Below are 26,693 nucleotides of genomic sequence, written 5' to 3' on the forward strand. Positions count from 1 at the left end.
GTCATGCAACTAGTCATCCGCGAGGCCAATGAAGGCCCCTTCCTCAGCCAGGTGTTGCGCTTCGGTCGCGACAACGAACGCCTGAGCTCCCAACAGCTTGCCGCCATCAAGGGCAAGGCTGTGCTGATGAGCCTGAAATTCGCCGACAAGTACTACAACAAGTACAAGATGCACCTGCTGGAGCAGGCCGCCCACGACGTCATCGGCGTGGTCAGCCTGGGGCTGCAGGAGCTCTCCCAGCGGGATACCGCCAAGGCGCTGGCCCTGTTGCAGGCGCCGGAAGGGCCCATCAAGCCGTTCCAGAAGGGCTGGTCCATGCTCATCTCCGTCAGCCCCAAGCAGACGGGCAACAGCCTCTACGGCGACGTGGACGCGCGGCTCCTGGACAAGATCTCCAGCCCGCCGGACGTGGAGGAGTGGCAAGGTTGGCAGGAGTATGAAAAAGCGCTGACCGAGCACAACAAGACCCGGCTGATGGGTCTGCTGGACAGCCACTTCTTCGCCTATGACAACGATCACCCCACCATGGAGGACAAGCTGGCGGAGGCCCTGCTCTATCGCATCCTGTGCGGCGCCGGTTTGAAGGTGAAACAGGATCTAAAACGTCGTCTTTCACGGGATGTCGTGCTGCAAGATGCCTGGTTTGACAAGGATCATATCGCCGTCCAGCTCGAACACCTGCTCGGTGAGCTGCCCGCCGACATGGCGACCGCCCTGCGCCAGGAGTTGAGCCCGGGTTTCGTGCCCAACCTGCTGCATACCCTGAGCTTTGTGCGCCAGTACCAGCAGTTACAGCAAGAGAACGCCTCGCCGGAGAAGCTCGACAACATGGAGATGCGCGCCGGTCTCAAGCACCCACTGCTCGGCTGGCCCCTCTACCACGACTTCTGATCCCGTCTGTGGTTCGCACTCCTTATCCAACGCCCGGTTCGCCGGGCGTTCTGTTATCCGCGCCTGGGCCACGGCAAAGCGGCACCATTATTCAGACAGTGATATTCGGATAGTTATGCACTCCGGCGGGTAAAACGCCCGGACAGCGCACTCCCCTTTCCCCCGCATCCCTGACAGCAATACTATGGCGAGGGTGACAGGGATCTCGCCTTCCTGAGTCAACGGGTGCCGAACAGCCATCAATTGAGTCGAGCTGGCACCATCCTCACCCACCAGAGCGTTACCAACACGCAACAACAAGCAGAATAGATAGTCAGATTAAGTTAATAAAAATAAATTAATTGCGCTCGATTAAATTTTGGGTCTGGCTATTTGCCCGGACTGGTCGCTAAATGGCCGACCAGCCTTGCAAGCCGCATGGACGCGCGACAGGCTGGCCGGCAACAGACCGGTACGCTCTCAGGATGAGTTGTGACTTTCCCTCTCACAGGAGACAAACCGTGAGCGCTTCGATTCCAGCTTCTCATCACGCCAGCGTCCCCCCGGGCTCGGGTGCCCTGTTCTTTATCCAGACCTTCGCCACCTTGGGCTTTGCCGTGCTCTACTCCACCCTGGTGCTCTACGCCACCAAGCGGCTCGGCTTCAGCGAATCCCAGGCCAACGCCATGATGGGGATCTTCGGCGCCTTCAACTACGGGTTGCACCTGTTTGGCGGCTACCTCGGCGGGCGCTACCTCAGCAACCGCAACCTGTTCGTCATGGGCATGGTGTTGCAGGTCATCGGCTGCTACCTCATCGCCGAGATGGGGGTCGATGGCCTCTACTGGGGGCTCGCCATGTTCCTCACCGGCAGCGGCCTCAACGTCACCTGTCTCAACATGATGCTGACCCAGCGCTTCGCCCCGGACGATCACCACCGCGAGAGCGCCTTCCTCTGGAACTACGCCGGCATGAACCTGGGCTTCTTCATCGGCTTCTCGGTGGCGGGCTACTTCCAGCTGACCGAGGACTACCGCACCCTGTTCCTGTTCGCCACCCTAGGCAACGTGCTGGCCATCATAGCCACCCTCTGCTTCTGGCCCATTCTGGCGGATATCAACACGCCGTTGCGCCACATCAAGGGGCGCGGCTTCTACCTGCGCATGCTCGGCGGCCTCGCCATCCTGGCCTTGCTGGTGCCAGCCCTGCGCCTGCTGCTGACCCACGCCAGCTTCAGCGGCAGCTTCGTGCTGCTGCTCGGCGCCCTGGTGCTGGTGCTGCTCTGCGTGATGACGGCGCGCCATCGGGATCCGGCCGAGCGCAGCCGCATGGTGGCCTACCTTATCCTGGCCCTCGGCTCCCTCATCTTCTGGTCCCTCTACCAGCTGGCGCCCATGGGGCTGATGCTCTTCTCCGAGCACAACATCAACCTCAATGTGTTCGGCTGGCAAGTGGCCCCCCAGTGGATCCAGAACATCAACACCCTGGTCATCGTCATCGGCGGCCCCCTGATGGCCCTGCTGTTCAAACGCCTGCGCGAGCAGGGCTGGCGCATCGACATCCCCTCCCAGTTTGCCGCCTCCCTGTTCTGCATGGGGCTGGGGATGCTGGTGCTGCCGGTGGGCATCCATCTGGCGGGAGCCGACGGCCTGGTCGCCTTCAAATGGATTGCCATCAGCTATGTGCTGCAGAGCTTAGGTGAACTGCTTATCTCCCCCATCGGCTACGCCATGATAGGCAAGCTGGCCCCCGCCAGATTGCAGGGGCTGATGATGGGCTGCTGGATGATGGTGACCGGCGTCGCCTCCGTGCTGGCGGGCTATGTCTCCGCAGCCATGCCGCAAAACAGCGGCAGCACCCCGGTCGCCACCAACCCGGGCTACGGCGCCGTGTTCAATATGCTGGGTTGGGGATCCTTGGCGGGCGGGCTTGTCCTGCTGTTGCTGGTGCCGCGCCTGCGCCTGCTGATCGCCGCCAGGCTCACCCCCTCGGCCGTGCCCGTCGCCGCCTGACGGGGATTGGCGTCGCCATCGGCGACCCTAGGCAGCCACTGCGTCATGCAGAAGCCATGCCGCAGTAATGTCAAAATAATGCAGAGGCCCCCGCAACCTTGGGTTGCGGGGGCCTCTCGTTTATTGCTCACTCGCTTGCCGTGCTCTCACTGCGGGATGGGATGGCACCCTGTCATTCACGCAGCGCCATGCTCGGTCAATCTGAGCGCGGCCCGAGCGTCCTTATAAGGCAAAGCAGCCCGCCGCAGACGCTCAGCGGGTAATAGTCCACATGGCGCTTTCCAGCCCGGTCTCGCGAAAATCGATCACCACGGGATACTCGGCGCCGCAGCCGATCACGGTCCAGCGCTCCTGCCAGTAACGGCTACCGGGTTCACCCCGTGAGGGCTCCAACACCACGGGCACGAAGCGCTCCGGCGCCTGACAGCCCTTGGTGGCGACCCAGGCCGCCACGCCCACCATGGCATCCTGGATCAACTTCTGGTTGGCCAGGGTGCCTTCTTGTACCGGCGCTGCCGGCTCTGGCGCCTCGGCCTGCGCGCACCAGATCCAGCCGCACAGCAAGAGGGGGGCATATCTTCTCATCGCATCTCCCGGGGTTGAGACTATCAAAAATGATTCGATTGGGGCTTTCATCATGCCCCGAAACCGTGCCAGAGAGAAGCCACCATGCTCTCGCCCTCCCACCTGGCCAGGATCTGTGCCCTCTCCCTCCCTTTACAGAAAAAGGGAGGGAGAGCTGGGGATCAGGGGGAAGAAGAAAAGAGGAAAGGGGTCGATCCCCCATGCAGTCGTTACGGCACTACCCCCTAAGCGTCATAGGCCTGTTATTTGTCAGGGTTATAATGGCGCCTTTCCACCAGCAGCAGGGGCCAGCCATGAGCAGAAAACCCGACCGTATCACCGCCATGCAGCAGATCATCGACGCCGTGAAGCAAGAATTCCCGCTCTACCAGCCGGACACCTTCAAATGCGGCCCCGACAACACCTGCATCGGCTGCCCCAAGAAGCTGATGGAGCTGGTGGATACGGATCTTTGCTACTGGCAATATCAGATAGCTCGCGGCATACCGCCGACCTTCGACCAGCTCTACCGCTTCGGCAAGCTGTGCAGAAACATCCGCCGGGCCCTGGTGCGCAATGGCCGTATCCCAGCCTGATGTTTTATAAACAGCTGCCTTATGGTGATTTTACAGATCGTTTCAGCTATCAGGGCGAGGAATACCCTGATGGGATAAGGCAGAGTCGATAGTTTGCAATAAAACAGGCCGATCTCGGGTCCAGTATCAAGGGCCTCCAAAGCGGCTCACGCTATTCTCATATCTCAATTAAGGAGGACACCCCATGACTCAGGAAAGGATCCAGACCCGCTACCCCTTGGGCGGCCCCTTCGCCAGCCAGAGTGAGCTCAAGCAGGCCATCGCCCAAGCCATAGAGGCTCACAAGCAGGACTTCTTCCCCCTGCTGGAGCGGCTGGTGGATGTGGGAGATACCCGGGTAAACCTCAGCCAGGAGAACCCGCTGCGGGTGCTCAGCATCGAACTCGCTGACGACCGCGAGGGAGTGGCCCAGATCAACTACGAGTCCAACTTCGCCGAGAGCTGTCTGATCATCAATGAGTACGACCAACACCAGACCAGCCTGCCCTTTAATCTCGACGGGGATGCGCTTGTCTTCGACGTCGAGCTGCCGATTGCCTGGAATTTCAATAACTGAGATTCAGCGGTGTCATGCCGCCTGGTTGCTACACCCGACCAACCAATTCCCCTCACCCTGGCCCTCTCCCAAGGGAGAGGGGACCAGCCCGTGCCAGCCTCCATTCGTGGTAGTCACTCCATACATAAGTGGTTATTCCAGACTGTCAGACTCCTCCCCCATCTCGCCCTCGTCCAAATAGCAACGTCCAGCCACGCCACCACCATCACCCTGATTAGCTGAGGTCTGAGCCCCCTTCTCCCCTTGCGGGAGAAGGGTCGGGGATGAGGGGGAGCAAACCATCACAGCAGCCATCGACCAGCAGGGAGCTGAATCAAGTAGGGTCGATTAGCATAATCAGCCACTCTATTGATCTATGTAATTGGAAAGCGGTTGACAGAAAAGCTGCAACCACTTTTCACGGATGCCTTATTACGCCATGCTAATAAAGTTTACTGTCCTGCTTATATCGATGACATAAAAATGATTTCATATCATCAACGCGAGTTGAACTATGCCACATAAATAACATAACTATAAAATGTCGCTGAAAAATATATTTATAAATACCAAAAACAGTTAAGGCACAACACAAGGAACAGTTGTATAGTTAGAACAAACTATATTTACCTAGGTGTTTACTATGCAGTTGTTTTTTCATGATGTTGGATTAAAAGGTGCAACCGCTGACTTCCCAAAGACTATTTATAGTGACATAGCCATATCAGACATAGTCGCGCAATGCCCAATAGAACTAAGAGCATCAATTAGTGAATCCTTATTAAATGAATTCCCAGATGGATGGTGTAACGTATGGGGCGTACCATTAGGGGCAAAGAGTGTCATAAACCAGCTAACTTATAATGACGTTATGCTTCTTATAAAAAGCACCGGTGGTTTAGAGGAAATACCGGTTCTTTGCCATGTAAAACTTTTCCCAAAAGAACAGCTACTTGAACTATCCAAGTTTTTATGGGGAAGCACACATTTTCCTTATATATTTTTCTTCAAGACACAGGATATCGATTTAAATTGGACGCAATTTAAATCAGATGTAGATTATTTACCTAAATTTAGACCAAGTGGGAATGTTTACAGGGTAAAAAGTGAACGGTTACTACGTTTTGGTGGAGCCTCAGGATATGTAAAAACCTTAATAAAAAAAGAACCTATATCCTTACCACCACTGCCATTGAGTTTGAAGGAGTCAGAGATAGACGAAGAATATAATGAAGGAAGTAGAGAGACACGTGAGGCTACTTTCTTCAAAAGAAATAGAAAACTAGTTTTAGATGCAAAGAAAACCTATGGGTATAACTGTCAGATATGTGATTTTAACTTTGAAGAGACATATGGTGAACTAGGATTTGAATTTATTGAGTGTCATCATATTAATCCTCTGTCAGAAAGAGACTTTGACCTCCCAACCACAATAGAAGATGTTCTGGTAGTTTGCTCTAATTGCCATAAAATGTTGCACAAAACTAGGCCTGCATTACATCCATTACAATTAAAATCTTTGCTATTCAAAAAGTAATATAACCATCTTTCTAAGATGAGTTAGTTTGCTAAAAGGGCGCTTTCGCGCCCTTTTCTATTTTCTTACCCTTCCTGATTTTCCCCTACTACTGTCTCACCAGCAGTGGGTTCGATCTCTATCCTGTCCACCCGCTGCAAGCCTCTTGGCAACTTGGCTCCACGGCGGCCGCGCTCGCCGCGGTAGTAGTCAAGGTCGGACGGTTTCAGCGTCAGCTTGCGCTTGCCGGCGAACAGGGTCACCGACTGGCCTTGCGGGATGACAGCCGCCATCACCACGAACTCCTCCCGCGCCTTGACGCGAGCTGACGGAATGCTGATGAGCTTGTTACCCTTGCCCTTGCCGAGCACCGGCAAGGTATTGAGCGGGAACAACAGCATGCGACCCTCGTTGGAGATGGCCATGCAGAGATCGCTCTCCGGTGAGCCAATCTTCTGGGGCGCCATCACCAGGCCCCCTTCCGGCACGGTCAGCAGCGCCTTGCCATTCTTGTTCTTGCCGATGAGGTCGTCGTAGTTGCACACGAACCCATAACCGGCGTCGGAACAAATCAGGTAAGGCTCACCCTCGTTGCCCATCACCAGATGACGCACCTCTTCACCTGCGCCAAGCGCAAAGCGGCCGGTGAGCGGCTCCCCCTGGCTGCGGGCGGAAGGCAGGGTATGGGCCTCCAGGGCATAGGTTCTTCCCAAGGTCGAGAGGAACACAGCCTGCTGGTTGCTGCGGCCAAAGGCGTGGGCGAGATAGCTGTCCCCCGCCTTGTAGGAGAGCCCCTCCACGTCCACGTCGTGGCCCTTGGCGGCGCGCACCCAGCCCTTGTCGGACAGGATCACGGTGACCGGCTCGCTCGGGGTCAGCTCTTTTTCGGTCAGCGCGACTGCGGTGGCGCGCTCCACCAGCGGGGTGCGGCGCTCGTCGCCGTACTTCTCGGCATCCGCCAGCAGCTCTTTCTTGAGCAGGGTATTGAGGCGACGCTCGGAGCCCAGGATGAGTTCCAGCTTGTCACGCTCCTCGGCCAGCTCGCTTTGCTCGGCACGCAGCTTGAACTCTTCGAGTTTCGCCAGATGGCGCAGTTTGAGCTCGAGAATGGCCTCGGCCTGGGTCTCGCTGATGTTGAAGCGCTCCACCATCACCTTGCCCGGCTCATCCTCGGTGCGGATGATCTCGATCACCTCGTCGATGTTGAGGTAGGCGATCAGCAAGCCTTCCAAGATGTGCAGGCGGGCCAGCACCTTGTCCAGGCGGAACTGCAGGCGGCGACGCACCGTCTCACGGCGAAAGCTGATCCACTCGGAGAGGATCATCTTGAGATCTTTCACCTGGGGCCTGTTGTCCAGACCCAGGATATTGAGGTTGACCCGATAGTTCTTCTCCAGATCCGTGGTGGCGAACAGGTGGGCCATCAGCCCCTCCACGTCCACCCGGTTGGAGCGGGGGATGATCACCAGACGGGTCGGGTTCTCATGGTCCGATTCGTCCCGCAGATCCGTGACCATGGGCAGCTTCTTGGCCACCATCTGGGCGGCGATCTGCTCCATGATCTTGGCGCCGGACGCCTGATGGGGCAGCGCCGTGATGACGATGTCACCATCCTCCTCGCTCCACACCGCCCGCTGCTTGATGGAGCCCTTGCCGGTCTCGTAGATTTTGCGGATGTCGTCGCGAGGGGTGATGATCTCGGCGTTGGTTGGGTAGTCTGGCCCTTGAATATGCTGCATCAGCACATCCAGACCGGCGTTTGGGTTGTCCAGCAGCTCGGCGCAAGCATAAGCCACCTCCCGAGCGTTATGGGGCGGGATATCTGTCGCCATACCGACCGCGATACCGGTCACCCCGTTGAGCAATATGTGCGGCAGACGGGCCGGCAACACCACGGGTTCCTTCATGGTGCCGTCGAAGTTCGGGGTCCACTCCACAGTCCCCTGGCCGAGCTCGGAGAGCAGCAGCTCGGAGAAGCGGGACAGCCGCGCCTCGGTATAACGCATGGCGGCGAAGGATTTGGGATCGTCCGGCGCCCCCCAGTTGCCCTGACCGTCCACCAGCGGGTAGCGGTAGGAGAAGGGCTGGGCCATCAGCACCATGGCTTCATAGCAGGCGCTGTCGCCATGGGGATGGTACTTACCCAGCACGTCACCCACAGTACGGGCGGACTTCTTGTGCTTGGAGAGGGCCGACAGCCCCAGCTCGCTCATGGCGTAGATGATGCGCCGCTGCACAGGTTTGAGGCCATCGCCGATGTGCGGCAAGGCCCGATCCATGATGACGTACATGGAGTAGTTCAAGTAAGCCTGTTCGGTAAAGGTGCGCATCGGCTGACGCTCTACCCCATCCAGACTGAGCTCGATAGCATCACTCATGTGATAATTCTCTTCCGGTTCTGGAGCCGCCTGCTGGCGACTCCGGCTGATGCTTCTGGCCCAGAGGGGCCAGTTGACGGCCATCAGAGGATGGCCTGGTTACCCTTGCCGCCACGCGCGACAAGGGTGGCTGACCTAGATGATCGCCAGGTTGCCCTTCTCTTCCAGCCACTCGCGGCGATCGGAGGCGCGCTTCTTGGCCAGCAGCATGTCCATCAGCGCCAGGGTCTCGTCCCCTTCTTCTCCCGCGTCGTCCATGGTGAGCTGCACCAGGCGGCGGGTGTTGGGGTCCATGGTGGTTTCGCGAAGCTGCTTGGGGTTCATCTCACCCAGGCCCTTGAATCGGGTCACCATCACCTTGCCCTTCTTCTTCTCCGCCTCGACTCGCTGCAACACGCCGTTCTTCTCATCCTCGTCGAGGGCATAGAAGACCTCCTTGCCGATGTCGATGCGGTAGAGCGGCGGCATGGCCACGTAGACGTGACCCTGCTTGACCAAGGTTCTGAAATGCTTAACAAAGAGTGCGCACAGCAGGGTGGCGATGTGCAGACCATCCGAGTCCGCATCCGCGAGTATGCACACCTTGCCGTAGCGCAGTCCGGAGAGATCCTCGGAGTCCGGATCCAGACCGATGGCGACCGAGATGTCGTGCACTTCCTGGGAGGCGAGCACCTGACCGGCTTCGACCTCCCAGGTGTTCAGGATCTTGCCGCGCAGGGGCATGATGGCCTGGAATTCACGATCCCGCGCCTGCTTGGCGCTGCCGCCCGCGGAGTCACCCTCCACCAGGAACAATTCGCCTTGCATGGGGTCGGCGCAGTTGCAGTCGGTGAGCTTGCCGGGCAGGGCTGGGCCCTGGGTGATTTTCTTGCGCACCACCGTCTTGGCGGCGCGCATCCGGCGCTGGGCGCTGCTGATACAGATCTCGGCGATCTGCTCCGCCAGCTCGGTGTTGCTGTTGAGGTAGAGGCTGAAGGCATCCTTCACCACCCCGGACACAAAGGCCGAGCTCTGGCGGGATGAGAGCCGCTCCTTGGTCTGACCGGCGAACTGGGGATCCTGCATCTTGACCGAGAGGATGTAGGCGCAGCGATCCCAGATGTCTTCCGGCGTGAGTTTGACTCCGCGCGGCAGCAGGTTGCGGAACTCGCAGAACTCGCGCATGGCGTCGAGCAAGCCCTGGCGCAGGCCGTTGACGTGAGTGCCGCCAAGGGCGGTAGGAATGAGGTTCACATAGGATTCGGCAAGGCACTCGCCTCCTTCCGGCAACCAGCAGAGGGCCCAGTCCACCGCGGACTGCTCTGTGCTGAAGGTGCCGACGAAGGGTTGCTCCGGCAGGCAGGTGAACTGCTTGACCGCATCGATGAGGTAATCCTTGAGGCCATCCTCGTAGCACCACTCAAGCTTGATGCCGGTGTTCTTGTCCAGGAACTTGATGGTGAGGCCGGGGCAGAGCACGGCCTTGGCTTTGAGCAGGTGCTCGAGCTTGGAGACCGAGAAGCGGGGCGAGTCGAAATAGCTCGCCTGGGGCCAGAAGCGCACTCGGGTACCCGTGTTGCGGCGACCGCAGGTGCCCGTGATGGTCAGCTCCTGCACCTTGTCACCGCGCTCGAAGGCGATGTCATAGATCTGGCCATCCCGGCGCACCGTCACCTCGACCCGATCGGACAGCGCATTCACCACAGAGATGCCCACCCCGTGCAGACCGCCGGAGAACTGGTAATTCTTATTGGAGAACTTGCCCCCCGCGTGCAGCTTGCAGAGGATCAGCTCCACACCGGAGACGCCCTCTTCCGGGTGAATGTCGACCGGCATGCCGCGACCGTCATCGATCACCTCGAGGGACTGATCCTCGTGCAGGATCACCTCCAGGGTACGGGCATGGCCCGCCAGCGCCTCATCGACGCTGTTATCTATGACTTCCTGGCCGAGGTGATTGGGCCGGGTGGTGTCCGTGTACATGCCGGGGCGGCGACGCACCGGCTCGAGGCCATTGAGGACCTCAATGGCATCCGCATTGTATTGAGTAGACATGGAGGGCCTTGCGAATTGACGTTTGGGGAGGATCTTACTCGCTGGGACGGCGTTGGACAAACCCGTCGGTGGCAAAGGGTGATCCAGAGGGGCCAAGCCGCCCCTCCAGACCCGGATCAGCGGGTGTCGGCCGAACCGGGTAGCGCCAATTGCAGCTGGGAAAGCGAGCATTGCAGCCGCCACACCAGTCCCGCCAGGGTCTGGGCCGCCGGCTCGGGATTGGCGGCCAGTCCTTGGCTGATGCGCCCCAACTCGGCCAGGGTGCGGCCGAGGGAGTCATGCTGCACCCCGCCTGCGGTCAGTATCCCCTTGAGGGAGCGGATGCAGCCATCCCGCACCAGGTAGAGCGCCGGATCCTTGCCCCGCCACTGGCGCAGCTGCCAGACGATGTGGCTGCAGTTAAGCAGCACCACGCCCCAACGCAACCCCCAGCGCCGGGCGCTCTGATCCGTCCCCTGACCGAGCTGGCCGATGAGGTGATAGACCCTGGACTCGAACTCCGGCTCGCTCTGGTGGGGACGAGGGGCCAGTTGATCCATGAAGTCGAGCCGCAGGCGGCGAATGAGGCGCCGACTCTTGCGACCGTCCGAGCTGGGTCTGAGGATCTGGAACGCCAGCCCGGCCACCATGACCCCCAGCACCTTGGCGATGCTGTCGTTGACGAAGCCCTGATAGTCGTAGCTCGGCGGATTGGTGATGGCGAGGAAGGAGCCACAAAGCACTATGAGCTGCCCCCAGAGCGCCGCCGAGGCGGGTCTCTGCAGCTTGAACATCTGCATGGTCACCATGGCCGGGAACAGCAGGGCGCAGAAGACCCAGAAGTCATCTATCTGGATCATCAAACCGAACTTGATGGCGAAGCAGGCGAGGCTCAGCAGCAAGATGGCGTTCTGCATGTTGCCTATCCCCTTCAGGGGCGCCGTCCCCGACGAGTAGAGCACGCAGCAGATGGAGAGCATGGTGAGCGCCGCCGACCCCGAATCCCACTGGGTGTTGATCCAGAAGGCGCAGCCCAGCACCACGCTGGCGAAGGTGCGAAGGCCGTTGTAGGCCGCCTCCAGGCTGTCGGTGTGGCTGGTGAGCGAGCTGTGGCGCGGCGGAGTTGGCCACTCCTGCCCCTCATAGCGAGCCAGCCGGCTGAGCCAGCGCTGGCACTCCAGATAGGTCCAGCAGAAGGCTCTGAGCCGCCGCCAGAAGGTCTGTAGCCGATAGTCATCGGAGCCCACAGCCAGGGGGGCCAGCAGGCGGGCGATGCGCACCTTGTCGCAATCGGGATCGCTCAAGGCATTGAGCACCTCGGTGAGCAGGGGTTGCAGCCGTGCCTCCTGCCCCGGCAGGTTGTGCAGCATGCGGCGCTGGCCCGACAGCAGGCTGACCATGCGCAGCTGACGGTGCAGCAGGAAGTTGAGCAGCTTGTTGTGGCGCCTGAGCCTGTGGTGGCTCCAGACCGCCTGGATGCGCAGCAGGTTCAGGGTGAGGATCTGACCTATCACCCCCTCGTGGGCGGCGCGTACATCGGCACTCGCCTCCCCCAGCCAGAGCAGCCGCGCGTGTTCCAGCAGCCGGGCCTGGCTGCGGTGCAGGGAGGCGAGCAGTGTCTCCCCGTCCGAGGTGCTCGGCAGGATCATCATCATCAGGCCGCCGCAGAGGATGCCGGTGATCACCTCGCTCACCCGGGCCTGGGCGATGTCGAAGATGTGGCGGGGATCGTCCACGTTGACACAGGCGAAAGCGATGATGGCCGCGGTGTACCCCGCCAGGGCGAAGGCGTAGGAGACGTTGTTCTGATAGTGGTTCGAGATGTAAGTACAGAGCCCGAGCCAGAGCGCGATGAGAAAGGTGAAGAGCCAGGGATCGGCGAGGCCGAGACCCGCCAGCATCACGGCGGCCATGGCGCCGATGAGGCTGCCCACCACTCGTCCCAGGCTCTTGCTGATGACGCCGCCGACGGTGGGGAAGCTCACCACGGCGGCCGAGGTCATGGCCCAGTAGGGAGAGTCCAGTTGCAACACGAACGCCAGCCAGAGCGACAGGCACATGGCCAGACTGTTGCGCAGGGCATAGCGCCACTGGCCCCCGTTGGCCTGACCCCAGGGCGTGCGCCGCCAGAGGGATGCCCCGGCGGCCATCTTATTGACCTATGGTGATGGTGCAGGTGGTGCCCGCGATGAGCGCCAGCTCGGGTGGTACCTCCAGCAGGCGGATCCGCACCGGCACCCGCTGGGCCAGTCGCACCCAGGGTACGTTCGGCTTGACGTCCAGCAGCAGGCTGTCGCTCCCCTCCAGACTCTGGTCGTGAATGGCGCGGCCTATGCTCTCCACCTCCCCTTTCAGCACCTGCTCACCGCTGTAGAGCACCATGGTGGCCGGTTTACCCACCTGGATGTGGCCGAGCTTGGTCTCCTCGAAGTAGCCCTGCACGTAGAAGGAGTGAATGTCCACCAATGCCACCAGAGGCACACCGGCGCTGGCGTAGTTGCCGACCCGGGCCTGCAGATTGGTGATGTAGCCGTCGCTCGAGGCCTTGACTGTCGTCTTGGTGAGCGACCATTTGGCCTGCTCCAGGTTCGCCTCGGCGACCTGATAGGCGGCCTTCATGGCCTGGGCATTGAGCCGCGCCTCGTCCACCGCCTCGGCGGAGATGACGGTGCGGGAGAGGTGCTGGCGACGGCTCGCCTCATGCTCCGCCTTGTCCAGATCCGATTTGGCCTTGGCGAGCGCCGCACTGGCGTTGTCCAGGGCGATGCGATAGGGCACGGGATCCAGGTTGAACAGCACCTCCCCTGTCTTCACCAGCTGGTTGTCCCGCACCGGGATGGCCACTATCTTGCCCGATACCTCGGGGGTGATGCTGACCAACTCGGCCCGCACCTTGCCATCCCGGGTCCAGGGCCCCTGCATGTAGTAGTTCCACAGCCACCAGCCCGCCGCCAGCGCCAGGGCGCATACCAGCAGAGTGGAGAAGTATTTGAGGGTAGCCAGGGGTGATTTAGCCATGAAGCAGGATCCAGAAAGCGCCGCTGACGGCGAGGATGAAGAGGGAGAGATCCATCAGCAAGGGGTGCCAGACATCCCCGCTGTAGAGCCAGTCCCGCAGCAGATGGTGCACCGGCAGCCAGCCCAGCAGACCGAGCAGCACCGCCTTGAACAGGGGCGGGAAGTAGAGCGTGGCGCCAAGGATGAGATCGGGCAGAGCAGAAGCGGTCGGCAATGGCATGCTCCCTATGGGCAGAGGAAGACCGGAAAGCCCACCAGAGCGGGCCTGCCAAGGGTACCACAGCCACCCTGGGTGCTACAGAAGCAGATGAGCCCCTTTGTGGTCAGACCAGACGATCCGCCGGGTGGTTGATGCCATCCCGCAAGGGCACCTCACCGAGCTCGAACGGATTGACCCCCTCGAGGCAGGCGAGGTTGTAGCCGTACTCGGCCGGGTTGGAGCGGCGCTGGTGATGGGTGTAGATGCCGCAGACGGAGCAGAAGTAGTGCTTGGCGGTGCGGGTGTTGAACTGATAGCAGCGCAGCACAGCCTCCCCCTGCAGGATGCGGATACCGGCAAGCGGCACGGACGCAACTATGGCGCCCCGTCGCCGGCACAGAGAGCAGTCGCAGCGGCGCGGATCCACCACCCCATCCGGCAGGCTTAGCTCCAGCACCACAGCCCCGCAGTGGCAGCTGGCCCTGTGTTTCTCCAAGATGGGAGTATTGCCGATCCGCTTGATCATCTGGCCTCCTTGCCAAGCGCTGGTTGTACAGTGTCAGTCGAACAAGGTGTCGGCTCGCCCCTGCAGCACATGCTCATGCAGGGTGCGCAGCTGGCTCTCCACCACCCGATGACGAGAAAGTTCAGGCAATTTGTCTATGGGGAAGTAGGCGGCGCCCCGGGTCTCGTCGGTCTGGGTCAGCAGCTCGCCCCCCGTCACCTCGCACAGGAAGAAGGCCTTGTGGGCATGGGGCAGTTGGGGCGGGTGAGGATGCTTGTGCTTGTCGAACAGGGCCAACAACTGCACGGCGCGGCACTCAAGGCCCGTCTCCTCCACCAGTTCCCGCTCCACCGCCTGCGAGGGTGAATCGCCGATGTCGCACCAACCCCCCGGCAGGGTCCAGCAGCCATCGCTGCGCTCCTGCACCAGCAGCAGCCTACCCGCGTCATCCAGGATCAGCGCCCGCACATCCAGCTTGGGGGTGGGATAACCGCTATCCAGGGCAATCCAGTGGCCGATGGCCTCTGGATCCAGCTCGCTCTGGCTGGCGATAAGCGTGGCAGTCGCGTTTCGCAGCGCCTCGAAGCGGCCGATATCGAAGGGATCCTTGGAGTAGGTGAGCCCGGCCTGGGCCGTGGCCAGTACCTGTTCGAGGAAAGCGGCCAACGGCGGTTGCATGACTAGAGCCCCAAGAAGCGCACTATCTGGGCGGGATAGCGCTCGAATCCCACGAAGGCGTGGTTGCCACCGCACTCCAGGGAGAGGCGGGCGAAGCGATATTCATCCAGCGCCTTGCGATAGTCGAGCACCTCATCCTCCTGCTGTTGCAGGATCCAGAGCCGCTCGGGCGCCGTCACCGGCACCGCCAGCGCCCGCAGCTCATCCATGTGCGCGGGCAGCAGCTCGTAGCGCTCGTCGGTATAGGGGTTGGTCTGGGGGCCGAGGTAGTCTTGCAACAGCTCATGGGGACGCACCGCCGGATTGATCAGCGCGGCGCGGCAGCCATGATGCTCAGCCACCCGGGTCGCCATAAAGCCACCGAGGGAGCTGCCCACGGCGCCGAGTCTGAGCTGGGCGCCATAACGCCCCCTGGCTGCCTCGATGCTGTGTGCGATGGCGGCCCAGGCCGCCGCCGGGGTATTGGGCTGGGCCGGTATGATCATCTCGATATCGGGCCTGTGCTCCGACACCCAGGCTGCCATCTGCTGCGCCTTGGCAGATCCCGGTGACGAATTGAAGCCGTGCAGATAGAGCAGAACGGATGTCATGCAGGCCTCCTCAATAGCCGGTGGCATTGGGGTCGGGCACGAACTGCCCCACCGGCAGGCGCCACACCTGGCTCGCGATCCGGCCATCCGGATGCAGGGTCAGGTAACGCCAGCCCGGGCCTGACTCGTCCAGGGCGAAACCATCACACAGGGGCTTGAACTGGATGCAGGTAGAGGGGCTCGCGATGAGCCGCACGCCCTGGTGCACCTCGTCAAATTCCTGATGGACATGACCGAACAGGATGGTCTTCTGCTGCGGGTGGCGGGCCAGCACGGCAAACAAGTCGTCGGCATTCTTGAGGTTGTGCTGATCCAGCCAGGCGCAACCCACAGGCACCGCCTGATGGTGCAGGGCGATGAGGGCATGGCGCTCAGGGTGCTGGCGCAGTGCGCTGTCCAGCGCCGCCAGCTGGTGATCCCCGAGCAGACCGTGGGGTTTGCCGCGCACCTGAGTGTCGAGCAGTATGATCTGCCAGTGATCCCCCACCAGCTGCTTGGCTTCGCTGATCCCGGCCGCATGCAGGTATTCGGTCATCAGGGGGGCATCGTCATGGTTGCCTGGCAGCCAGTAGATGGGGCGGGCCAGGGGCGCCATCATGGACGCAAAGCGCTGATAGGATTCCGGGCTGTGGTCCTGGGAGAGATCCCCGGTCGCCAGGATCAGATCGAACGGATGCGTGTTGGCCTGCACCTGTGCCAGTACGGCGTCCAGGCTCTCGGCGGTACGCACGGCCAGCAATCTCCCCTCGGCACTGGCGAAGAGATGGGTATCGGTAATCTGTAACAGGCGCACACTGCCGTCCGGCGCCTGGGGTAGCTCTGTTTCCAAAATCACGCTTCTTTTTATGAGTTCAACTAGAGAATGTTTATCAGGCTGGTGCCATGTTTGAGACAAAATTTTAGCCATTCGGCCAGAAACAGATTTACCTGCTCTTTTTCATCCCTGTGGTGCATTTTTTTATTGGGATAATCATAACGTGGTTGCAACATCGAAATCTGTTGCGCGGCACACACTTCCGCCATCCGCACATCATGATACAAACGAATCTCTATTCGAGCCTGCAAGTAGCTCGGCAACTCGGGATTGCGCTGGGCCAGGATCACCTGGCTGGTGAAGCGGCTCTCCTCACTGACGGTCAGTTGGAACTGCAAGCCATTGCCGACCTGATAGCTGCGTTCGGCCCCCACGCTGCCTCCCGGTGGCAGCAGCTTCATCAGGGCCATGTAGTTGACCTCGCAGGTCCGCTGCAAGGATTTCAGATCCGGGACATGACGCTTGGCCAAGAGTACGGACATCTCAGACCTCCCCTCGCCCATAGTCATGCCAACTCGCCGCGCAGGCACTCGGCTGGCACATCAGAGCAGGTGCACCGCCCTTGAGTTGTTGTCGGAAGAGAACCACCTCAGCGCCCCGCCAGCCAGCGAGTTTGCAGCTCGCCGTGGTTGAGGGCCAGCCACTGCAGGGCGATGACGGAGGCCGCGTTGTCGATGCGGCCCTCTTTCAGCCAGGCATACGCCTGCTCGCGGCTCACCACGTGCACCCGGATGTCTTCCCCTTCTTCCGCCAGCCCGTGGATCCCCTCGGCCTTGCTGGCATCCACCTCGCCCACATAGACCTCGATCCGCTCGGTGCTGCCGCCCGGGCTCACCAGGTAGCTGATGGCATGTTCGCAGCGACCGACCGCGAGACCGGCCTCTTCCACCGCCTCGCGCCGCACCACGGCTTCGGCGGTCTCCCCTTCGTCTATGATGCCGGCCACCAACTCCAGCAGCCAGGGCGTAGCGCTGGTCTCCATGGCACCGATCCGGAACTGCTCCACCAGCACTATCTGGTCGCGCACCGGATCATAGGGCAGCAGGGCGGCGGCATGACCCCGCTCGAACAGCTCTCGGACGATGGGCTCATTCCAGCCACCGGCAAACAGCTTGTGCTGCAACCGGTAGACATTTACTTTGAAAAAACCGTTGTATCCTGATGATTTATCTATGATTTTTACATCATCACCGGAATAGTGACTGGTTTGAGGCAAGGCTTGCTGAGACATACGACACTCCTGCCAGCTTGACTTGGCTAGGTTTGACCATAATATTCGGGAACATGAATGAACATTCATTCACTCGTTCTCGCTGAAGATGAGGGATGGATTTTAGCAGCCACGGGGCATTTGGCTAGGCGCAGCGCCGAGAAAACTCGCCCTGAGCCTTGACGTTCCTGTCGCTGGAAAAGAGACAGTTCGCATTGAATTTTGCTTATAGTAGAGTGGTTAAGCTGAAATCAAGCTTGGTCGGTGACAATCCCCCCTTCTTCATCCAGCGGACAGCTTTGGGTTGATACATAAGGTTAAAACTATCATATGAAAAGAACACTCTTGTCAGTCATGGTGATGCTGGGTGTGAGCACTGCTGCTCATGCCGAAAACCTGCTCGAGATTTACCAACAGGCCCAGGTCAAGGATACCCAGCTGCTGGAGTCCAAAGCGAGACGGGATCAAGCCTTCGAAAAAATCAATGAATCACGCGCCGCTCTGCTGCCACAGATCAATCTGGGTGCCGGCCTGAACTATCTGCAAAACAAGAATGACACCATGACCAACACGGGTGCCACCGGCTCCGTCACCCTGGATCAATCCGTCTATCGTCGCAGCAACTGGGTCAACCTGGACCTGACCGAGAAGAGTGCCACCCAGTCCAACGTCAGCTACAACCTCGAAATCCAAAACCTGATGCTGCGTACAGCCCAGGCCTATTTCAATGTACTCAAGGCGATGGACACCCTGGAATTCGTGCGCGCCAACAAGGTCGCGGTAGAGCGTCAGCTCGAGCAGACCCAGCAGCGATTCGAAGTGGGCCTGACCGCCATCACAGACGTTCACGAGGCCGAGGCCGAGCGCGATCAGGCGCTGGCAGACGAGATCAATGCCGAGAACTCCCTGGACAACAGCTATGAGAGCCTGCGCGAGCTGACCGGGATTGATCACCGTCAGCTGGACGTGCTCAACACAGAGCGCTTCGCTCCGCAGAAGACCCCGTTCAACTCCGACAAGTGGCTGGAACTGGCCCTGGACAAGAACCTGGAGCTGCACAGCGCCCGCATCGGCAAGGACATCGCCAAAGAGCAGATCGATCTCGCCAAGACAGGTCATGAACCGACCCTGGATCTCGGCGCCGGCCTCACCGCCGGCTATAACGACTACAAGGACGAGATCCGCAACCCGGACAGCAACAGCAACCAGGGCAACATAGGTCTGAACTTCAACCTGCCGCTCTACACCGGCGGTGCGACCACCTCACAGGTCAAGCAGGCTCAGTTCAACTACGTAGCCGCCAGCGAGCAGCTGGAGCGCAGCTTCCGCTCGGTGCAGAGCACGGTACGTTCTTCCTACAACAACGTGAACGCCAGCATCGGCTCGGTGCGTGCCTACGGTCAGTCCGTCATCTCCGCCGACAGCGCCCTGAAGGCGACCGAGGCCGGTTACGAGGTGGGTACCCGTACCATAGTCGACGTGCTGGACTCCACTCGCAAGCTGTACGAAGCCAAGCAGAAGCTCTCCGAGGCGCGTTACAACTACATCCTCAGCATCCTCTCCCTCAAGCAGGCCGCCGGCACGCTGGAGCAGAAGGATCTGGAAGACGTGAACCAGGGGCTGATGCCAGCGCCTCAGGTCACCAAGAAGTCCTGAGTCAAATTGACTCCATGAAAAAGGCGACCTCAGGGTCGCCTTTTCGTTGTCTGCTACCCGCCTGATGAACGCGGGCAGGGGCTATCAAAAAACCCGGCCAAGGCCGGGTTTTTCATCACTTACATACTCGCTTAGCCACGCTCGCGAATGGTCTTGATGATGTCGCTGGTGGAGCAGCCATCTTCGAAGTTCAGCACGCGCACTTCACCGCCGTTGGCGGTCACCTCGGCATAGCCGGCAATCTCTTCCGGCTTGTAGTCACCGCCCTTGACCAGCAGGTCAGGCAGCACTTCGGCGATCAGGCGCTGGGGGGTGTCTTCCGAGAAGGGCACCACCCAGTCCACGGCGCCCAGGGCAGCCAGTACCGTCATGCGGCGCTCGGTCGGGTTGACCGGACGACCCGGGCCCTTCAGGCGACGCACGGATTCGTCGGTGTTGACCGCCACGATCAGCCGATCCCCCAGCTTGCCGGCATTGGCCAGGTAGGAGACATGGCCGGCGTGCAATATGTCGAAGCAGCCGTTGGTCATCACCACCTTCTCGCCGCGCAGGCGAGCGGCCTGGACGGCCACCTTCAGCTGGGCCTCGGACATGACGCCAAAGCCGGTCTCCTGCTCGGTGTAGAGCGCGTTGGCGAGCTCCACCGGGCTGACGGTGGAGGTACCCAGCTTGCCGACGACGATACCGGCGGCGGTATTGGCCAGGGCGCAAGCCTCGTCCAGGCTCATTCCGGCAGCCAGGGAGGTAGCCAGGGTGGAGATGACGGTATCACCGGCACCGGTCACGTCGTAGACCTCGTGGGCCTGGGCTGGCAGGTGCAGTTCGGGCTGGCCTTCGCGGATAAGCGTCATGCCGTTCTCGGAACGAGTCACCAGCAGGGCGTCCAGCTCGAAGCGCTTGACCAGCTCCAAGCCCTTGGCCACCAGCTCGCCCTCGCTCTTCACCTTGCCCACCACGGCCTCGAACTCGGACATGTTGGGGGTCAGCAGGGTGGCGCCACGGTACTTCTCGAAATCGGTGCCCTTGGGATCCACCAGTACCGGGATGCCGGCGGAGCGGGCTCGCTGGATCATGCCAGGCACGTCGTTCAGGGCACCCTTGCCGTAGTCGGATAGGATCATCACGTCTGCCTTGGGCAGGGCCTGCTCGACCTTGCCCATCAGCAGGCTGGCGTCGACGTCGTGGAAGGCTTCTTCGAAGTCCAGACGCAGCAACTGCTGGTTGCGCGACAGCACCCGCAGCTTGGTGATGGTGGGGTAATCGGCCAGACGCACGAAATCACAGGCGACCTTGACCCCTGCCATCTGGCCGGCCAGGGCCTCGGCGGCCTCGTCCTGACCTGTCAGTCCCAGCAGCACGGCATGAGCACCGAGCGCGGCCGAGTTCAGGGCCACGTTGGCGGCGCCACCCGGGCGCTCCTCGATGTGTTCGACCTTGACCACGGGCACCGGCGCCTCGGGGGAGATCCGGCCGGTGGGGCCGTGCCAGTAGCGGTCCAACATGACATCGCCAACGACCAGGACGCGGGCTTTTTCAAACTCGGGCAGGGTGATCTTCATCTGTATCGGCTCTCAAAACCTGAAAAATTCAGTCCCGGATTTTATCACACTCTTTTCCAAGGCGTGAAAAAAGCGCTGCGGCCCCAGCCATGGCGGCCCTCCCCCCTCTTATGACCCCTCTGACCAGATGAGGCAATTCGCACCCGCCCCCCCTTTTCGGATAGAATCCTCGGATTGCGCGTCAAGTTATCCGAACGGGACATCCATCTGCCTTTGCCTTTCCCCGTTTGACTTGGCACCCTGCTGATTTGCGATTGAGAACAAGAGACGCTTCATGGCCCAAGCACATGCTCCGCAACTAGAACCCCATATGTTCCACCCCCGTTACTGGGGCAGCTGGCTTGGCCTGTCCCTGCTCTGGCTGCTGGTGCTGCTGCCCTGGCGCAGCCAGATGTGGCTCGGCCGCCAGCTCGGCACCCTGGCTCGCAAGCTGCTCAAATCCCGCGTCAAGATAGCGCGCCGCAACCTGGAACTGGCGATGCCCGAACTCAGCCGGGATCAGCGCGAGGCCCTGCTGGTGCAGAATTTCGAGAGCGTGGGGTGCGCCATCTTCGAGGTGGGCATGGCCTGGTTCTGGCCGGATTGGCGGATGCGCCGCCTGATGAAGGTGGAAGGGGAAGAGCACGTCATTGCGGCCATCGAAAACGGTCAGGGCATGCTGCTGCTCTCCTGCCACTTCCTGACCCTGGAACTCAATGCCCGCTGCTTCGGCCTGGTGCGGCCCGGGGTCGGCGTCTATCGCCCCAACACCAACCCAGTGCTGGAGTATGCCCAGTACCACGGTCGCTGCGCCTCCAACAAATACCTGGTGGATCGCATGGACGTGAAGGGGATGATCAAGGCGCTGCGTAACGGTGATGCGCTCTGGTACGCGCCGGATCACGACTATGGCAGCCATGCCAGCGTGTTCGTGCCCTACTTCGCGGTGGAGCAGGCCGCCACCATCACGGGTACCGCCACTCTGGCCCGGGTCAAGAATACCGTCACCCTGCCCTGCTACAACATCCGCACCGCCACCGGTTATACCCTGCACATAGGGGCGCCGCTGGAAGACTACCCGAGCGGCGATGATCTGGCCGATGCCAGCCGCGCCAACCGGGAGATAGAGGCCGCGGTACGCCGTGCACCGGAGCAGTACATGTGGCTGCACCGCCGCTTCAAGACCCGCCCCAACCCGGACGATGCGGGTTTCTACTAACCCCCCCCATAAAAAAGCCCTCGCACTGCGAGGGCTTTTTGTTATCGGCTTTGAGCGTCGCTATCAGCGCACCAGGCGGAAGATGGCGTAGCCTGGGTGCTTGACATCGTCCATCGGCAGGGTGGCCTGGTAGGCCAGATCCGCCCCCGCCAGGGCTTTCGCCTGGTCGGTCGGCGAGGAGTAGAGCCGCACGTCCACGCCCGCTGGCAGTGCCTTCATGTGCCAGTTGTTGTTGGCCGCCGGGCTGAAACCGGACGGATTGGCGGCAGACTGGGACTTCAGGTACTGGGCGATGATCTCCCGCGTCTCGAAGGGATCTTCGTGGACTATGTTGCTGCCATCGACGCCCGGGAAGTGGCCACCGCCGCTGGCGCGGTAGTTGTTGGTCACCACGTAGAACTTCTGGGCCGGGTCGATGGGCTGGCCGTTGAAGGTCAGGCCGCTGATGCGCTGGCCGTCGCTCACCTTGGTGCCTTCCTTGCTGTAGCGGGCCGGCTGGGTGATGTCCACCTCGTAGCTGACCCCGTCGATGACGTCGAAGTTGTAGGTGGGGAAGTTCTCGTTCACCAGCCACTGCACCCCGGTCTGACTCGCGTCGATTTTGTTGAACTGACCGGCGCTCATCTCCAGCCACTCCTTGACGGTGGCGCCGTTCACCTCGACCACCTGCAAGGTGTTCGGGTAGATGTAGAGGTCTGACACGTTGCGCAGGGAGATGTCGCCCTGGGCCACATAGGTGAAGTCATTGATGCCGTTGCGACCGCCACGGAACGGCGCCGCGACGGACAGGATAGGGTAAGGCTGCTTGAGCAGGCCATCCCGTTGCAGTTGCTCGGCGTGCTGGCGCTGGGCGTCGCTCACCAACTGGACGGAGGGATCGTCCTGCACCAGGGCGAAGAAGCTGTGGATGGGGGAGGTGATCTTGCCAAGGGGCTCGTCCAGCCATTGGTTGGTGGCGTCGTGATCCGCCTGCACCAGGTCCACCACCCGCTGATCCACGGCGCTGCCTTCGCTCGAGTCGATCTTGCGCAGGCTGGCCTGGCTCTGCTTCACCTGCCACTTGCCATCCACCTGTTCCAGCTTGAGATCTATGATGCCGAGGTGATTGCCCCAGTAGCCTGGCATCACGGTGGGGATGCCGCTCAGGGTACCGGCCTTGTTGTCCACCTCTGGCAGGTCCGGGAAGTCGCCGGGGAAGTTCTTGTGGGCATGGCCCAGCATCAGGGCATCGATTCCCTTCACCTTGGCCAGGTGCCAAGCGGAGTTCTCCATCATGGCTTCGTAGCTGTTGGCGTTGATGCCGGTGTGAGCGACCACCACCACCAGATCGGCGCCCTTGGCGCGCAGCTCGGGCACGTAGTGGGTGGCGGTTTCCACCATGTCGGCCACCACCACCTTGCCTTCCAGGTGGCGCTTGTCCCACTGCAGCACCTGGGGCGGGGTCAGGCCCAGGATGCCGACCCTGACGGTCTGCGTCTGGCCCTTGTCATCCGTCACCTGGCGCTCCAGCAGCAGGTAGGGGGTGAACTTGTTGCCGCTCCAGTCGATCTGACCCTTCGCATCGCGCTTGAAGGCCCCCGCCTCGAACACGTTGGCGTTCACATAGGGGAACTTGGCCCCCGTCAGCACCTTGCCGAGGTAATCCAGCCCGTAGTTGAACTCGTGGTTGCCGAGGTTGCCGGCGTCATAGCCGAGCTCGTTCATGGCCTTGAACACCGGATGGGCCTGCTTGTCGAGGTAGCCGGCGCCGGATTGCTCGAAGATGTAGTCCGCGAGCGGCGTGCCCTGGATCAGGTCGCCGTTGTCGAGCAGCAGGTTGTTGGGGTTTTCGGCGCGGGCCGCCCGGATCAACAGGGCGGTGCGGGAGAGGCCAAACTTGCGGTCCTCCTTGTTCTGGTAGTAGTCATAGCCCAGCACGTTGGAGTGGATATCAGAGGTCTGGATCAGGCGCAGGGAGACGGTCCCCGGCTGCGCCTTGCTGTCGTTTTCGTTGCTACAGGCAGACAACAGCACAATGGCTGCAATAGCACCCAGTTTCATAGTTTTATTCACTGTCTTTTCCCTTTTATTATGAGTAACGCTTTACCAGCGCCGGGAATTTAACAGACGAATATGTCAGCACATGAAACCGGGACTCAGTTTTATGAAGCCCGGCACAAAAATAGCCTTATGAGGCCAGCAAGGCACCGATCGCCAGCTTGGCCGCCAACCCCAGCATGATGATACCGACAACCATATCAATGGCTTGCTGCACTTTCCCTCGGGCAAGCCAGGGCGAGAGCGCCGCCGCACCGAACGCCAGGCTGTAGAACCAGACCAGGGAGGCCAGCATGGCCCCGGCGGCGAAGGCGGGGCGGAGATCCTCGGCAAACTGGCTGCCGAAGGAGCCGAGCAGCATCAGGGTATCCAGATAGACGTGGGGGTTGAGCAGGGTCACGCCTAGGGTCATGGCCAGTACGCTCTTGACCCCCATGATCTGCGGTGAATCCGCCAGCGCCCCGCCCTGCCCCTGCCAGGCGCTGCGCAGGGATCTCAGACCAAACCAGCCGAGGAAGAGCACACCGCCCCAGGTCAGCAACGCCAGCCCGATGGGGCTGGCCGCCAGCAGATTGGCCCCGCCGAACACCCCGATCCCGATCAGCACGAGATCGCACAGGCAGCACAGCGTGGCCGTCAGCAGATGGTGGTTGCGGTGAATGCCCCGGCTCAGCACGAAGGCATTCTGGGCACCGATGGGAATGATCATGGCGAGGCCGAGGGTAAAGCCTTGCAACGTGGTGGCGAACATGGAGGAAACGTCCCTGTGGAGATGATGGCGGCACTATAAGGGAGGCGGGGCAATCAGAGAAATTCATTCATTTGCTGATGCATTAGCAATTCTGATAGCTCAATACCTGACCGCCATTCCGACCGGGCTGTCAATTGCAGGATCTGACAATTGTGAGCCCCTCCTCCCGACCCGAGAATCAGCAGGGTTATTACGTCGGCGCGGGAAACGCGGGCGTAAACGGACCCCAATAACGCGCCGAGCGGCCACGGGCTGCACGACAAGGCGCCGCCACTCGACCTCAGGGTCGCCCCAGTTGGAAAGAGAGATGATGAGCCCGGATGACGGACCGAGCAGCGCCATGGCGCCGCTCAGCCGGCAGCGATCACTGCAGCAGTCTGGGGAAGTTGGTAACCACCACCTGTTCCAGGTTGGGCAGCAGGATCCCGCTGCTCACTCCCTTGGCGATGGCCTGATAACGGTTCATGGAGCCGGTCTTGCGGGTCACCTGATTGAGGTGATAGTTCACGGTGCGCTCCGTGATGCCGAGGATGCAGGCGATCTCGCTCGAGGTCTTGCCCTCGCTGGCCCAGAACAGGCACTCGGTCTCCCGATCCGTCAGGGGCTCCGGCACCCCCTCTTCCCGCATGCTGAGCCGCACGATCCGGATCGCCGCCTCGAAGATGTAGTTGGACATCCAGGAGAGGATGGGCGAGGACTCCAGCAGCAGATCGCTCGAGGCCCGCTCGGCCGTGATGAACGACAGTATGCCGTTCTCCCCCGCCGCCCCGTGCAGCGGGAAGGAGATGCCGTTGCGCAGCCCGAACTCAGCCGCCAACCCCATCACATCCATGCTGCCCTCTTGCAGGAAGCGCGCCTTCTCGTCCAGCCGGTTCCAGTAAATAGGCAGGGTCTGCTGGCGGGCGAGCCGGATGATGGGATCGCAGGCCAGCATGTTGTTCGCCGTGTAGGCCTGCACCCAGGAGTCTGGGCATTGATTGAACAACACCACCTTGGGCCTTTGCATCGACATGGGCAGGATGAGCGCAAAACGGTAGTAGTCGTAGCCCATTCCCAGGGTGAAGCGGCCGATCAATTCGGCCAGCCGATTACCATCGGTCACCAGTGTGAAATGTTCCAGATACTCAAGCAGTTGGTCGCGTGTCATTAGGCTAGCCCCCCTGGCCAAGGCTTTGGATTATAGCGCCGAAACATGAAATGGAGAGACATGAATGCTTGTTTTCAAAGGAAAAATGAAAGAACACCCCAGATGGGAGGTCGAAAACGAGCTTTATCGCTTTCGCAAGCGAGTCTTCTCCGATCGGCTCGGCTGGGACGTGGAGGCCCATCGGGGGCTGGAGCGGGACAGTTTTGACAAACCCGACACCCACTGGGTGCTGATCGAAGACGAACAAGGGCTGTGCGGTTGCATCCGTCTGCTCAGTTGCGCCCAGGACTACATGCTGCCCAGCATCTTCCCCTGCGCCCTCGCGGGGGAGATGGCCCCCCGTAGCCCCCAAGTGTGGGAGCTGACCCGGCTCGCCATCGACGCCAGCCGCGCCCCGGCGCTTGGCAACGGCATCAGCGAGCTGACCTGCGTCATCTTCCGCGAGGTCTATGCCTTCGCCAGAGAGCAGGGGATCCGCGAGCTGGTCGCCGTGGTCAGCCTGCCGGTGGAGCGCATCTTCCGTCGCCTCGGCCTGCCCATCGAGCGGCTCGGCCACCGCCAGGCGGTGGATCTGGGGGCTGTGCGCGGGGTCGGCATCCGCTTCCTGCTGGACGAGCGCTTCGAGCGCGCCGTCAACCGGCCCCTGCAGGGCCATTACGAGGCCGCGGGCGAGCTGCTCGGCACGCCCTGAGGCCGATGGACAACCCCTCCCCATAGCGAGAATCGTCCCATAAAAAAGTCCCGGGCATGCCCGGGACCAAAACTCTCGCTATGGCCCGTTTCCACCCCATGCAAAAACGGACCTAATGAGTATCCAATGAATCTCATTTCGCCGCTACTGTCACTT

24 protein-coding genes are annotated in these 26,693 nt (G+C 61.0%); 8 read left to right on the forward strand and 16 right to left on the reverse strand.

What is annotated here, in order from left to right; genetic code table 11:
* Window positions 1-3 precede the first annotated feature (3 nt).
* The gene (atcC, locus tag CUC44_RS03820; protein ID WP_100858660.1) at window positions 4-891 is read left to right on the forward strand and encodes a cold adaptation protein AtcC; all 888 of its coding nucleotides are present in this window, start codon (window positions 4-6) and stop codon (window positions 889-891) included.
* A 500-nt stretch (window positions 892-1,391) separates the two neighbouring features.
* Window positions 1,392-2,882 (forward strand): peptide MFS transporter, encoded by a 1,491-nt coding sequence (locus CUC44_RS03825; protein WP_100858661.1) that lies wholly within the window; start codon window positions 1,392-1,394, stop codon window positions 2,880-2,882.
* A 252-nt stretch (window positions 2,883-3,134) separates the two neighbouring features.
* Here the strand turns inward: CUC44_RS03825 and CUC44_RS03830 are convergent, their stop codons facing one another.
* A complete protein-coding gene (locus CUC44_RS03830; protein WP_100858662.1) occupies window positions 3,135-3,467 on the reverse strand; it encodes a hypothetical protein in 333 nt (110 codons plus the stop codon).
* 323 nt (window positions 3,468-3,790) lie between these two features.
* On the opposite strand from CUC44_RS03830, the gene CUC44_RS03835 reads away from it, so the two are divergent.
* From CUC44_RS03835 to CUC44_RS03845, 3 genes are all read left to right on the forward strand, one after another.
* A complete protein-coding gene (locus tag CUC44_RS03835) occupies window positions 3,791-4,042 on the forward strand; it encodes a hypothetical protein (RefSeq protein WP_167388780.1) in 252 nt (83 codons plus the stop codon).
* Between the two features lie 184 nt (window positions 4,043-4,226).
* The gene (locus CUC44_RS03840) at window positions 4,227-4,598 is read left to right on the forward strand and encodes a hypothetical protein (protein WP_100858664.1); all 372 of its coding nucleotides are present in this window, start codon (window positions 4,227-4,229) and stop codon (window positions 4,596-4,598) included.
* A gap of 622 nt (window positions 4,599-5,220) precedes the next feature.
* A complete protein-coding gene (locus CUC44_RS03845) occupies window positions 5,221-6,114 on the forward strand; it encodes an HNH endonuclease (protein ID WP_100858665.1) in 894 nt (297 codons plus the stop codon).
* Between the two features lie 65 nt (window positions 6,115-6,179).
* On the opposite strand, the gene parC is transcribed toward CUC44_RS03845, so the two are convergent.
* The 11 genes from parC to nudF all read right to left on the reverse strand — a co-directional run bounded on the left by parC (window position 6,180) and on the right by nudF (window position 17,519).
* The gene (parC, locus tag CUC44_RS03850) at window positions 6,180-8,471 is read right to left on the reverse strand and encodes a DNA topoisomerase IV subunit A (protein ID WP_100858857.1); all 2,292 of its coding nucleotides are present in this window, start codon (window positions 8,469-8,471) and stop codon (window positions 6,180-6,182) included.
* A gap of 135 nt (window positions 8,472-8,606) precedes the next feature.
* Window positions 8,607-10,505 carry a DNA topoisomerase IV subunit B gene (gene parE, locus CUC44_RS03855; protein WP_100858666.1) on the reverse strand — a complete coding sequence of 633 codons (1,899 nt, stop codon included), beginning with the start codon at window positions 10,503-10,505 and terminating at the stop codon, window positions 8,607-8,609.
* Window positions 10,506-10,621: 116 nt separating this feature from the next.
* Window positions 10,622-12,634 carry an FUSC family protein gene (locus CUC44_RS03860; protein ID WP_100858667.1) on the reverse strand — a complete coding sequence of 671 codons (2,013 nt, stop codon included), beginning with the start codon at window positions 12,632-12,634 and terminating at the stop codon, window positions 10,622-10,624.
* A 1-nt stretch (window position 12,635) separates the two neighbouring features.
* On the reverse strand, window positions 12,636-13,502 hold the full coding sequence (locus CUC44_RS03865) for an efflux RND transporter periplasmic adaptor subunit (RefSeq protein ID WP_100858668.1): 867 nt from the start codon (window positions 13,500-13,502) through the stop codon (window positions 12,636-12,638).
* Window positions 13,495-13,722 (reverse strand): DUF1656 domain-containing protein, encoded by a 228-nt coding sequence (locus CUC44_RS03870; protein WP_100858669.1) that lies wholly within the window; start codon window positions 13,720-13,722, stop codon window positions 13,495-13,497. The genes CUC44_RS03865 and CUC44_RS03870 overlap by 8 nt, the downstream gene beginning before the upstream one ends.
* A gap of 103 nt (window positions 13,723-13,825) precedes the next feature.
* Window positions 13,826-14,227, reverse strand: a complete 402-nt coding sequence (locus tag CUC44_RS03875; RefSeq protein ID WP_100858670.1) for a GFA family protein — start codon at window positions 14,225-14,227, stop codon at window positions 13,826-13,828.
* A gap of 33 nt (window positions 14,228-14,260) precedes the next feature.
* Window positions 14,261-14,884, reverse strand: coding sequence for an NUDIX hydrolase (locus CUC44_RS03880; protein ID WP_100858671.1), 624 nt, complete (start codon window positions 14,882-14,884; stop codon window positions 14,261-14,263).
* Between the two features lie 2 nt (window positions 14,885-14,886).
* Window positions 14,887-15,474, reverse strand: a complete 588-nt coding sequence (locus CUC44_RS03885; RefSeq protein ID WP_100858672.1) for a YqiA/YcfP family alpha/beta fold hydrolase — start codon at window positions 15,472-15,474, stop codon at window positions 14,887-14,889.
* A 10-nt stretch (window positions 15,475-15,484) separates the two neighbouring features.
* Window positions 15,485-16,303, reverse strand: a complete 819-nt coding sequence (gene cpdA / locus CUC44_RS03890; RefSeq protein WP_100858673.1) for a 3',5'-cyclic-AMP phosphodiesterase — start codon at window positions 16,301-16,303, stop codon at window positions 15,485-15,487.
* A 26-nt stretch (window positions 16,304-16,329) separates the two neighbouring features.
* The gene (locus CUC44_RS03895) at window positions 16,330-16,770 is read right to left on the reverse strand and encodes a DUF1249 domain-containing protein (RefSeq protein WP_100858674.1); all 441 of its coding nucleotides are present in this window, start codon (window positions 16,768-16,770) and stop codon (window positions 16,330-16,332) included.
* A gap of 107 nt (window positions 16,771-16,877) precedes the next feature.
* The gene (gene nudF, locus CUC44_RS03900; RefSeq protein WP_167388763.1) at window positions 16,878-17,519 is read right to left on the reverse strand and encodes an ADP-ribose diphosphatase; all 642 of its coding nucleotides are present in this window, start codon (window positions 17,517-17,519) and stop codon (window positions 16,878-16,880) included.
* Window positions 17,520-17,828: 309 nt separating this feature from the next.
* Here nudF and tolC point away from each other — a divergent pair, with 309 nt between their 5' ends.
* Complete coding sequence (gene tolC, locus CUC44_RS03905; protein ID WP_100858676.1) at window positions 17,829-19,154, forward strand: outer membrane channel protein TolC; 1,326 nt, start codon at window positions 17,829-17,831, stop codon at window positions 19,152-19,154.
* A 131-nt stretch (window positions 19,155-19,285) separates the two neighbouring features.
* Here tolC and hldE read toward each other — a convergent pair whose 3' ends face one another.
* Window positions 19,286-20,713: a bifunctional D-glycero-beta-D-manno-heptose-7-phosphate kinase/D-glycero-beta-D-manno-heptose 1-phosphate adenylyltransferase HldE gene (gene hldE, locus CUC44_RS03910; protein ID WP_100858677.1), complete on the reverse strand. Its 1,428-nt coding sequence runs from the start codon at window positions 20,711-20,713 to the stop codon at window positions 19,286-19,288.
* 274 nt (window positions 20,714-20,987) lie between these two features.
* Between hldE and lpxL the strand changes: the two genes are divergently transcribed.
* Window positions 20,988-21,911: an LpxL/LpxP family Kdo(2)-lipid IV(A) lauroyl/palmitoleoyl acyltransferase gene (lpxL, locus tag CUC44_RS03915; RefSeq protein ID WP_100858678.1), complete on the forward strand. Its 924-nt coding sequence runs from the start codon at window positions 20,988-20,990 to the stop codon at window positions 21,909-21,911.
* Between the two features lie 63 nt (window positions 21,912-21,974).
* Here lpxL and CUC44_RS03920 read toward each other — a convergent pair whose 3' ends face one another.
* The 3 genes from CUC44_RS03920 to CUC44_RS03930 all read right to left on the reverse strand — a co-directional run bounded on the left by CUC44_RS03920 (window position 21,975) and on the right by CUC44_RS03930 (window position 25,846).
* Complete coding sequence (locus CUC44_RS03920; RefSeq protein ID WP_167388764.1) at window positions 21,975-23,951, reverse strand: bifunctional 2',3'-cyclic-nucleotide 2'-phosphodiesterase/3'-nucleotidase; 1,977 nt, start codon at window positions 23,949-23,951, stop codon at window positions 21,975-21,977.
* Window positions 23,952-24,078: 127 nt separating this feature from the next.
* A complete protein-coding gene (lysE, locus tag CUC44_RS03925; RefSeq protein WP_100858680.1) occupies window positions 24,079-24,699 on the reverse strand; it encodes an L-lysine exporter in 621 nt (206 codons plus the stop codon).
* Window positions 24,700-25,063: 364 nt separating this feature from the next.
* Window positions 25,064-25,846 carry a LuxR family transcriptional regulator gene (locus CUC44_RS03930; protein ID WP_100858681.1) on the reverse strand — a complete coding sequence of 261 codons (783 nt, stop codon included), beginning with the start codon at window positions 25,844-25,846 and terminating at the stop codon, window positions 25,064-25,066.
* 64 nt (window positions 25,847-25,910) lie between these two features.
* On the opposite strand from CUC44_RS03930, the gene CUC44_RS03935 reads away from it, so the two are divergent.
* Entirely contained in the window at window positions 25,911-26,537 is a 627-nt protein-coding gene (locus tag CUC44_RS03935; protein ID WP_100858682.1) for an acyl-homoserine-lactone synthase, read from the forward strand.
* Window positions 26,538-26,693 lie beyond the last annotated feature (156 nt).

It is taken from the genome of Aeromonas lusitana (assembly GCF_002812985.1).
GTDB lineage: Bacteria > Pseudomonadota > Gammaproteobacteria > Enterobacterales > Aeromonadaceae > Aeromonas > Aeromonas lusitana.